The organism is Shimia sp. R9_3 (genome assembly GCF_017743755.1).
Lineage (GTDB): Bacteria > Pseudomonadota > Alphaproteobacteria > Rhodobacterales > Rhodobacteraceae > Shimia.
The window spans coordinates 19737-29613 of the sequence record NZ_JAGHRP010000017.1 but is presented as its reverse complement, the minus strand read 5'-3'; the positions used below and the strand labels follow the sequence as shown (position 1 = coordinate 29613).

At 57.3% G+C, this 9877-nt stretch carries 12 protein-coding genes; 6 read left to right on the top strand and 6 right to left on the bottom strand.

Annotation, left to right across the window (positions count from 1 at the left end; all coding sequences use genetic code 11):
• The coding region (locus J7412_RS21065) for an integrase core domain-containing protein (RefSeq protein WP_209081611.1) at positions 1-171 on the top strand (171 nt) is incomplete at its 5' end.
• A 37-nt stretch (positions 172-208) separates the two neighbouring features.
• Here J7412_RS21065 and J7412_RS21060 read toward each other — a convergent pair.
• Entirely contained in the window at positions 209-670 is a 462-nt protein-coding gene (locus tag J7412_RS21060) for a MucR family transcriptional regulator (RefSeq protein ID WP_209081607.1), read from the bottom strand.
• Positions 671-1210: 540 nt separating this feature from the next.
• Between J7412_RS21060 and J7412_RS21055 the strand changes: the two genes are divergently transcribed.
• Complete coding sequence (locus tag J7412_RS21055; protein WP_209081605.1) at positions 1211-1714, top strand: antirestriction protein ArdA; 504 nt, start codon at positions 1211-1213, stop codon at positions 1712-1714.
• A 63-nt stretch (positions 1715-1777) separates the two neighbouring features.
• On the opposite strand, the gene J7412_RS21050 is transcribed toward J7412_RS21055, so the two are convergent.
• Entirely contained in the window at positions 1778-1936 is a 159-nt protein-coding gene (locus J7412_RS21050; RefSeq protein ID WP_209081598.1) for a hypothetical protein, read from the bottom strand.
• 26 nt (positions 1937-1962) lie between these two features.
• Between J7412_RS21050 and J7412_RS21045 the strand changes: the two genes are divergently transcribed.
• Positions 1963-2184 (top strand): hypothetical protein, encoded by a 222-nt coding sequence (locus J7412_RS21045; protein ID WP_209081596.1) that lies wholly within the window; start codon positions 1963-1965, stop codon positions 2182-2184.
• Between the two features lie 428 nt (positions 2185-2612).
• Here J7412_RS21045 and J7412_RS21040 read toward each other — a convergent pair whose 3' ends face one another.
• From J7412_RS21040 to J7412_RS21025, 4 genes are all read right to left on the bottom strand, one after another.
• Positions 2613-3317, bottom strand: coding sequence for an SDR family NAD(P)-dependent oxidoreductase (locus J7412_RS21040; protein ID WP_209081594.1), 705 nt, complete (start codon positions 3315-3317; stop codon positions 2613-2615).
• A gap of 12 nt (positions 3318-3329) precedes the next feature.
• A complete protein-coding gene (locus J7412_RS21035; protein ID WP_209081592.1) occupies positions 3330-4400 on the bottom strand; it encodes a hypothetical protein in 1071 nt (356 codons plus the stop codon).
• Complete coding sequence (locus J7412_RS21030) at positions 4400-5626, bottom strand: hypothetical protein (protein WP_209081590.1); 1227 nt, start codon at positions 5624-5626, stop codon at positions 4400-4402. Before J7412_RS21030 ends, J7412_RS21035 begins: the two co-directional genes overlap by 1 nt.
• Before the next feature lie 94 nt (positions 5627-5720).
• The gene (locus tag J7412_RS21025) at positions 5721-6647 is read right to left on the bottom strand and encodes a LysR family transcriptional regulator (RefSeq protein ID WP_209081588.1); all 927 of its coding nucleotides are present in this window, start codon (positions 6645-6647) and stop codon (positions 5721-5723) included.
• A gap of 92 nt (positions 6648-6739) precedes the next feature.
• On the opposite strand from J7412_RS21025, the gene J7412_RS21020 reads away from it, so the two are divergent.
• The 3 genes from J7412_RS21020 (at position 6740) to J7412_RS21010 (ending at position 9051) form a co-directional block, all read left to right on the top strand.
• Positions 6740-7624, top strand: a complete 885-nt coding sequence (locus J7412_RS21020; protein WP_209081580.1) for an SDR family oxidoreductase — start codon at positions 6740-6742, stop codon at positions 7622-7624.
• 81 nt (positions 7625-7705) lie between these two features.
• Positions 7706-8545 (top strand): SDR family NAD(P)-dependent oxidoreductase, encoded by an 840-nt coding sequence (locus J7412_RS21015; protein ID WP_209081578.1) that lies wholly within the window; start codon positions 7706-7708, stop codon positions 8543-8545.
• Positions 8546-8622: 77 nt separating this feature from the next.
• Positions 8623-9051, top strand: coding sequence for a GFA family protein (locus J7412_RS21010; protein ID WP_209081575.1), 429 nt, complete (start codon positions 8623-8625; stop codon positions 9049-9051).
• Positions 9052-9877: the final 826 nt, after the last annotated feature.

Genomic DNA, 9877 nt, shown 5'->3' with positions numbered 1-9877 from the left:
CGCGACGAATTTCTGAATGGTGAGATATTTTACAGCTTGCGCGAGGCCCAAATCCTGATCGAACAATGGAGAAAGCACTACAACACCAAACGACCGCATAGTGCACTGGGCTACCGCCCTCCGGCTCCCGAAACCATCATCCAGATGGACCAAAGGCCGGTCATGCACTAACAATCAAATTGGACCACTTAGGTGGGGCTGATCATTCCTACTTCGCCTTGGCCCGTGTCTTCCGCTTCGGAGCTGCATTCTTGCCGAGTCCGATTTTCTTGGCGGTCTCTGAGCGACATGCAGAGTAGAACGGGGCGACCATCGGATCGTCTTTGGAAAGGCCCCATTTTTCGCGGTGGTCCTGCGGGGACATGTCAAATGCTGTGCGCAGATGGCGCTTGAGGGTGTTAAAGGATTTGCCGTCCCCCAGACAGATGATCGCGTCTTCGGTAACCGACTGATCGATAGGGACAGCCGGGACAAGCGGGCCGGTGGGTTTTGCTGCTTCTATTTCGTCCGCCTGCGGGGCGTTGCCGCTGATCCCATTGAGTGCCGCATGAGCAGAGCGGATCAGTTCCGGCAGCTCACCCTGCGACATCTGATTGCGTCCGGCATAGGCCGAGACAATCGTTGAGGTCAGGGACAGTGTCTCATTTACCGGAGATGTGGGATCAGCCATGGAAGGGCGCCGTTCTCATGATCTAGCGGAAGCATCGGCGCTCTCTACAGGATATGCCGACCTGCATGCACTTTGGATGTTGTTTGCCTGGTCATTGAGATGGGCGCCGCCCTCCGGGCCCGGGCCTTCGTGAACCAAACTCGCTCGGGAGCGGAGCGGGTTCGGCCATACGGCATCAGTCCCTGGCGCAAGTGATCAGTGGGAGCGGCGTTGCCGCTACTTGGTTGTTGGCGTGCTGATGCACGCTGGAACCTGTCCTTCCAGCTTACATCAAATCCGGGGATGCCTCCGGCGGCGGGGCAACAGGTTTTACCCACAAGGCGTTTTCACCAAAACCTGTGCAGTTTTGGAAACGCCTAAGCGGTCCCCCACAAAACCTGTTGCCCCGTCCCCGGCCTTTGATCGAGCGCCGGGAAGATCTGCTCCTTACCGGATAGGATCTTCTCTTGGGTTTTTCCGGACGCTCGCCGCTGGGCAGAGGTTCAAGCGCGGCCTTTCAAATGAAGGTTTGCCGAACACCTCAAGCGAAAGGAACGACCAATGCCACACTTACATGCCCAACCCTACGATATCTCAGCCACAGGCTTTTTCTTTGAGACGATAGAAGACTACCGCGCCAAGGCTTCGGCCCTCAGGAACGCCCACGGCGATCCGGTCGAAGAGTTCGAAATCCAGTTCATCGACGGGGCGGAGTATGACTGTGCGCTGGCCGCAGCCATCGGACTCAATCAGGCCAACCTCGCGCGCTATCTGGAGTGTTGCGAGCGGTGGGAAGACTGGGAAAAGTTGCTGGTTATCATCGCCGTTGGCGAGTGCGGCTATGACGTCGATCCGAATGCCAGCCCTGAACAATACGAAATCGACATCTACCATGTGGAGAGCATGCGGGCGCTGGCGGAACAATTCGTCGAAGACGGGCTAATCGGCGACATCCCCGAAAATCTCCTGATCTACTTCGACTATGACGCCTTAGCCCGTGAGCTGAGCGTTGATTATTCCGAATTCGAGATTGGCGGCGAGCGCTTGATTTACTGCGCCTCCTGAGGCGGGCGCGTAGCCCCAAGCCTTGCCGCACGCGCAGCGCTTCGGGGTGCGCACCCGCACCAATCAACCTTCACCCGCCTGCAAAAGCTCAGCGACGACGAGGTGCTCGTCATTCTGACATTCGTTACCGCCGAGTGCTTGCCGCTCGGGAGCGAGATGGTCGAGACGCTCGGAACAGACATGCAGGTCTCGCTGTTGGATGATGGACGCCAGACCAAGCATTCTTCGATCTGCTGCGCGACAAGGCCGTGATTAATCAGATGGTCGCCGAGGTTGCGGGCGCGGAAGTGGCTGCGCAGCACACCGCCTCTACAGGCAAAATGCAAAAGGCTGTCATTCAAGCCTGTCTCTCAGGCGAACGCGAGGCCAAAGACCCGCTCTGGCAACCGAGATACATGGGGTTTCCGTTTGCGGGGTACAAAGACGTGGCGCCTGATGACGAGTCAAAGGCACAGGACGAAGTTGCGTAAGAAAAGCAGTGCGCCTGCCAGGCTGGTGGGCGCAGGTTTCAACACCCCAAAACAACGCGCGCGACCCGGTGCCCGGGCCGCGCAGGTCAATACTTCAAACAACACGTCAACACGCACAAGCGGGCATTCGGTTAAGGCGCGACGAACGAGCAAGTCGCGGACAAAACGGCCTTTACTTTTCAGGTGCTTGCAGAAGCAGCATGCGTTCGCGGGTGCAGCATAGTCTTTGTTGATTGCAGTCGATGTTGTCGAACAGGTCATTCAAGCCCAGTGTGAGGGTTCGCATTCAGACCGACCATTCGACGTGCTCAGGTCAGATTATCGAAATACTTACAAAACCTCGGTGCGCCACGCATAATGACCTCGTGCAGCGGGTCTATTGTTCGCGTCGCTTACAGCGGTTGGAAAGAGCGAATTGCGAAACATGGTTAGAAATCTTCCACCCACGGCCGCAGCTCCAGTTCCCATGACCACGCAGACCGGTCCTGTTGCAGGAAATGCCAATAGCTCTCGGCGATTGCATCTGGCGACAATCGCGAATCCGGGTTGTTGGGTTCATCCATATAGCCTGGCCGGTCAGCGCTGCGGATACGGCCGTCCACAACCATGTGCCCGATATGGATGCCTTGGGGATGGAGTTCGCGTGCCAGCGATTGGGCCAGCCCGCGCAGGGCGAATTTACCCATGGCGAAGGTGGCCGATTCTGGATAGCCCTTCACCCCCGCCGAGGCTCCGGTGAAGAGAATTGCGCCGTGGTTATGCGGGAGCATGCGCTTGGCGGCTTCCTGGGCTGCATAAAAGGCGCCCATGGCGTTAACTTGCATTGCGCTTTCAACGCGGGCGGGGTCCAGCTGGACAAAGGGCATGCGAATGGCCAGTGAAGGATTGTAAACCAACACATCCGGCGCCTGGCGGCCATCCAGTTCCGCAAAAAGCCTGACCACGTCATCGCGCCTACCTGCATTGCAAGAATAGGTGGTTGCCTGAATCTCTTCGGCCAGATCAGACAGACCGGATGGCTTACGCGCTACCAGACTCACACGAAGCCCGTTGGCATGAAACAGGCGGGCAAGAGATGCGGACAATCCCGGACCTGCGCCAATGATCAATGCATGTTTATAGGTCGACTTCATGGTGCTGACTCCTTAGTTTCCTGGGGCAATCACGGTAGTTTCATAGGGCTGTGGCTGTTGCCCAATGGTGTTGGGGTTCGCGTCAAAAGGCGCCCTTAGCGAGTTGCCCGAAATGTCCTCGAGGTCCGGGTCGATCCTTAGGCGGACTGTGGCGGGCCAGGGTGCCTTGGGTGCGAAACGCCATGTCAGGTCATCGGTTGTGACTGTGCCCGGAATGACTGTTCCCGAACCATCCAGAACCTTTATCAATCGGGCAGAGGCACCACGGTCCATCACCCGGTCAAAGGTGATGAGCATTGGGATCTTGGCGCCTGTTTCGGGGCGGTTGATCCGCCAGTCATCTGGTCTGACGGCGGATCTTGTCGCGGGGCCTACCTTGAAAGGAAGCACCTGATGGCCGCCAATAGCAGCACCCCGCGCGCTTTGCATCGTGCCCGCAACGACAAGCCGATAGCTTTCCCCAAACTCAAGCGGTGCGCCATCCGTCTGATTTGGGCCGACACCCTGTTTGATCCGACCTGGGTCAAAGAGCAGTGTCAGGCGACGTTGATCTCGGTCCCAAAGCTCGGCGTTCAAGTTCAAGAAGGGGCTGTCGACACGGCGTCCATCGGCACGTTCCAACCATATGTTGGCACCGATCTGCCCGCGCGCCATTGGCTCGGAAAACATCAGGTAAAACCGCAGAGTATTGGCGGGAATTTCAGCGCTTGCTGGCGCATGCCAGACAAGTTCAGGCGCTTTGATTTCATCGCCTGGCAGCGCGATTTTGGCTTCATAGTCACCGAGTCCAACGATGTACTCCGACCCCGGCCGCAGATCGAAACGGGGATCGAGAACCAGTGAGTCACCCGCTGTACCAAGCGTCAATGCCATGCTCCGGCTGCTGTTGGCCTCGGCGTATTGCAGATAAACTGCTGACGGGTTCTCCAATAGATCTTTGCATTCCTTCTCATCCAGTCCTGACACAATCACGGAACCGCTGGCTGCGTCGAATTCCGTACGAACCTCTGCCGCCCCTTCGAAGGGCGACAGGAGGAGGGCGGCAAGCATTGCCTGCCGCACCACGAAGCGTTTCACAAACATCAGTTGAACTGCAGCGGGGGATCAACGTGGAACCCAAACGGGTCCGGCGCGCCGTCCCAGTTCATTTCGACAACGTGGTCCGAGCGCTCAAAGAACATCGGCATCGCGAGCGTGTGCATCTCGAGGCTACGCGGATCTTCCGGGTTTTCACGCACGGTCACGGCCCAGGTTTCGTCAACGGTGTCGATATGGACCACGCCGCTGATTGGGATCGGAGTGTATTCAGCACCGCCAATGCCAAAGAGAGGTTGAACACCTTCGCCCGTCGGCATTTCTTCTGCGGTTGCCAAAGTATCAAGCGCATAAGAGGCCGCGCTGCGGTGGGTGTTGGTCACCAGAACATTCTGCTGACCGGTCCACGCGTTGGTATAGGCAATCGTATCGATCGGAGAGTTGCCGTAGCCCAACTCTGCAATCATCTCGCCGCGCACCTGTTTGCCGTCTTCCAGATCGGCCAGCGGGATACGCACCACAGGCGTGCAGCCATAAAGCGCGATCATGGTCGCCTCACCCTCAAGTTCGACAATGGTCTGGGTGATGATGGGCGCGCGGGTTTCCCATTGCGCATGTACCGCATGCCAAATCTCGATTTTGGAGGTCTCGGCAGTGCCGTCAAAAGGATAGCTGATCCGGCGCAGGGTCGAGTCAAATTCTTCGTTCGACACGCCAGCAACAAAAATCTCGTCGTTGTAATAGTCGATATCCGTGATCGCGAGCTGGTACAGCGGGCGGTCGAACTCGATGGTTTCGTTCGCCGGAAGCGCGCCCAGATCTTGGGTCGAGTGGTTTGCCTTGGTCAGATCAACCAGCTCGATCTTGCCTTGGTTTACCTTGACGATCAGCGCCTCGGCATCCGGGCCCAGGCCGCGATGAACCGACAGGAAGATCTGTTTGCTTGGCTTGTGCACGACCATGTCGTTAATTTCGACCTGATCCGCCGGAACGCCAAGAAGCGCGCCAATGTCGGCGTTGATGTTTTCAAAGATCGTGCGCCCTTCAAAGGTTTTGGCGCGGCCAAGTGCATAGGCGCTTTGGTCGGCGATCTGACCGTCGCCAAGGTCGAAGGCATGCACAACACCGGCGCGGCCATCGCCTACGAAAAGCGTATTGGCGTCGTTGAAGGCAAGCGCGCCTGCGGATTGCAGAATAGGCGTGTCGGCAAAGGCAGCGGTCGCCGCCGCGAAGGTCAGTACGATGGCGCTGGAGGTCTTGAACAAGTGTGACATTGGGCTCTCCGTTGTTGTCATGAACCCAAAGATAGAAGGGTGCAAAAACCACAACAGATGGAAAAATTGGAACCCGATGTTCTGAATTTTAGAACTAACTCAGGACGTCTTTTCTGTTCAAAAGGCCGGGGATGACCTCTTCGGACAGTTTGATCGTGGCGTCAATGCGGGCGACCCGGCGTGCGCCTTGCCGGTAGGTGAGGAAAACCGGATGGGGCCGCACGCGAAAGCCAGGCAGGCATCGTACCAACTTGCCCGAGGTTACAAGATCGCCAAGCATGAATTCGGGTACCAGCGCAAAGCCCAAACCCGCCAGAGCGAGATCCAGAAGGATGTAAAAACTCATCACAGCCAGGGGGCCGGACACCGAAACGGCGGTCTCTTCTGCTGCTGATTCAAACTCCCAAACGGCTCCGGGACGGCCCCCCCGAAAGGTCAGGCAGGGCGCGTTGGCAAGATCCCTTGGATGCTTCAGCCTGTGTTCGGCACATAGTTCAGGCGTTGCAACAAGGATACGTCGGAACGACCCCATTTCGCGCGCGATCAGGCGGTCATCATGGACCATGCCAATCCGGAACGCGATATCGGTGCCGGGGTCCTGCATATCGGCAAAGCCATAATCAGGCCGCATCACCAGGGTCAGGTCCGGGTGCCGCTCACGGGCAAGGGGAAAGAGTTTTGACGCGACAAGCCCGCCAAATTCATGCGTCGCCGCCAGATTGACCTGCCCTGAAATACCAACGCTTTCCTCGCGGGCGATGTCTTCGATCAGGTCAATTTCCGCCAACACCGAAGCGATGCGATGTTCAAGACGCTCACCAATTGGCGTCAGCTTGACTGACCGCGCTCCGCGCTCCAAAAGCTTTACGCCCAGTTGGTCTTCGAGCTGCGCGACGTGCCGACTAACGCCGGACTTGGCAATGCCCAACTGCTCTGCCGCCGCACTTATGCCACCGGCCTTGGCGACTGTGTGAAAGCTGATGAGCGTGGGTAATCCCAGTGTTCTGATATCTTGAACCATGAGTTCAATTTTATCCCACTGTTCTGAATTTTTGGCAACACGTATCTGTATCTCATCAAAGGCCCAATGCGGGCAAACATGGAGATGAGAAAATGAATATCCTGATTACAGGTGCAAGCAGCGGCTTTGGCAAACTGATCGTAGCGGAGCTGCTCAAGGCCGGTCACCAAGTGGCGGGCACTGTCCGCGATCCGAAAGGACGCAATGCCGAAGCGGCAGATCTGCTGCGGGACCTGGGCGCTGAAATTGTCGACATCGATGTCACCAATGACGCTTCGGTCGAGGCCGGGGTCGCGGCGGCAAGCGACCGTCTGGGCGGTATTGACGTTTTGATCAACAACGCAGGTGTTGGCGTTTACGGCCTGCAAGAGAACTTCTCGGCGGCGGATTTCCAGCGTGTGTTCGACATCAACGTCTTTGGTCCGCAACGCCTGACACGCGCTGTTCTACCGCAAATGCGCGAACGGGGAGAGGGCCTTATCCTGAACATCACCAGCGTTCTGGGCCGCATCACCCTTCCATTCTATGGACCCTACAACGCGACCAAATGGGCGTTGGAGGCCGTCAGCGAGAATTATCGCGCAGAGCTGAGCCAGTTTGGTGTTGATGTCGCAATCATTGAACCCGGCGGTTTCCCGACGGAATTCCATGGCAACCTGATCCTGCCGACCTCGACCGACCGCAATGAGGGTTATGGTGAGATGGCAGACGCTCCGGTGGCTGCACGCCAGCAGATGAATGAGTTCCTTGCGGCCAATCCACAGCAAAACCCGTCTTTGGTGGCGGAGGCTGTTGTATCCGTCGTTGACGCGGCGCCCGGCACGCGCCCGTTTCGCACCGAAGTGGATACGGTCGGCATGGGAGACCTTGTCAAACCAATGAACGATCTGGCGGCGACCAGTACCCAAGCGCTCTTCACAAACTTCGGTATGGCAGACATGCTGAAACTGAACGTGACGCCCAAGAAAGCCGCCTGACCCAAAAGGCTGGCGGGATTTGTTCTGGCCAGCCGCCAAGCCAACAATAGCACCCCTGTTTTCCTGAAAAGGACGATCAACATGACACACCCCGCGTTTCAATCTTCCTCTGTTGCCGTTGTCACTGGCGGCGCTTCGGGCATAGGTCTTGCCGCTGCGGCCAAGTTTGCGGGCATGGGCATGAAAGTCGTTGCCGTCGACCGTGATGCCGACAAACTGGCCGAAGCCGAAAAGGCGCTGCGTGCGGCGGGCGCGGCCGATGTCATGACGGCCGCCACCGATGTTTCTGATCGCGCGCAGCTGGAAACGCTTGAACAAGAGGTCACAGCTCGGTTCGGCGGCGCGGATATCCTGATGAACAATGCTGGGGTCGGCGGGCGCACCTCATGCCTGACCGCGCTTGATGTCTGGGAGAAGATACTGGGCGTCAATCTTTGGGGCGCTATCCACGGCACGCAAGTGTTCGCCCCGGGCATGATCGAACGGGGTCGACCCGGCGCAATCATCAACACCGGGTCCAAACAGGGGATTACAACACCGCCCGGCAACCCGGCCTACAATGTTTCCAAGGCGGGTCTGAAAGTGTTCACCGAGGCACTGGCGCACGAGCTGCGCAATACCGAAGGCTGCCGGATTTCCGCACATCTGTTGGTGCCCGGCTTTGTTCACACGGCAATGATCGGTGCTGCCAAAAAGCCCGGAGCAGCATGGACGGCAGAGCAAACGGTCGATTTCTTCGTCGAAAGCGTAAACCACGGCGATTTCTACATTCTATGCCCGGACAACGATGTGCCCCGCGCGCTGGACGAAAAACGCATCGCTTGGGCCGTTGGCGACATGATCGAAAACCGCCCGCCCCTCAGCCGCTGGCATCCGGATTATGCGGACGCTTACGCAGCTTTCATTGCGCAGGAGACCTGAAATCAAGCGATGCGCGCGCTGAAAACCGGTAACGTGAACCGGCGCCGGCCACCCAGATACAATAGCTGGAGAGACAGATGACAACACGAGGGTTTTGCCTGTGCAAAAAAACGCAATGGGAGTTTGAAGGCGAAGTAACCTGGGCCTGCTACTGCCATTGCGACGATTGCCGCAGAAACTGCGCCGCGCCAGTCGTCGCTTGGCTGGGGGCGCCGATCAGGAACTTCAAGTGGACCGGAAATGCGCCGAAGACCATCGAAAGCTCGAAAGGCGTTTTCAGACATTTCTGCGCGCATTGCGGATCGCCGGTTGGCTTTGAGGCTGATCACTATGCAGGAGGGATGCACCTATACGCAGCGTCCCTGGAAAACCCTGCGGATTTCAAACCAACCTTCCATGTGAACTATCAAAGCAAACTGCCGTGGCTTCAGATGAACGATGACCTTACAAAATACGATGGGACTTTGCTGCATGCGCCCGAGGATCTGAGCGACTACGATCCATAGCCTGATGCTACGCTGCCACAATGCAGCCTACTGTGCGTTGGACGATCGCTTGCTTGCTCACTATGCTGCTTGTGCAGCAAAATCTGCGTTGCTTGCAGTTGCAGCAACAAAAGTGAACTCACAGATTGGGCTCAGAGCGGCCTAATGCTCGCGCGGCGACGCTATCGCAGAGCGCTGATCTACACCAGCCATCCGGTCATCGAGCCAAGTCATTGATCTGGATTGATCCCACGAAACGAGCTGCCCTTGGCAGATCAGGAGCCTTGGTTTGCCCGCCGCGCAACGAAAACTGACTGCGAGCCCACAGCGGAACTGTCAAAGACTTACTGCGCGTGCATACAACGTGCCAATCCGCTGCGCTGCCGAAAAACTCCCCCTTAAAGGCAGCGGGAAAACCGGTCGTTCAGGCAGCGTGCAGATAATTCTGGACTATGCACTCACGCTGTGCGGACTTTTTCGACTTTCTGCGGGATCCGAAGCAAGGGTCCACAGTGGCAGGCATTCCCGAAACTTGCATCATTGGTCAACGAGGTTTGGTACTGACAGCGGCGCAGTCAAGGCGTCTTTTCAACTGCCGCACTTCACTCAGGTGTGGATCGGCCCAGAGGGTTGTGTGGTCAGGCATTTCTCCGAAGTCAGTGTCAGCAACGCTAAGCGGATTTTGGCGGGCGGGCTCGTAAGAAGGGTGCCTTTCCAGCGGTCAGAGGCTTTACATTTTCACGTGGTGAAACTTGGACCGGACCAATCGGAATATCGAGGCTCTTCCTTGAAATGAAATAAATTTCGCTACAAGGTAGAAAAATCATTTCTTTGTTGACGTACCTTT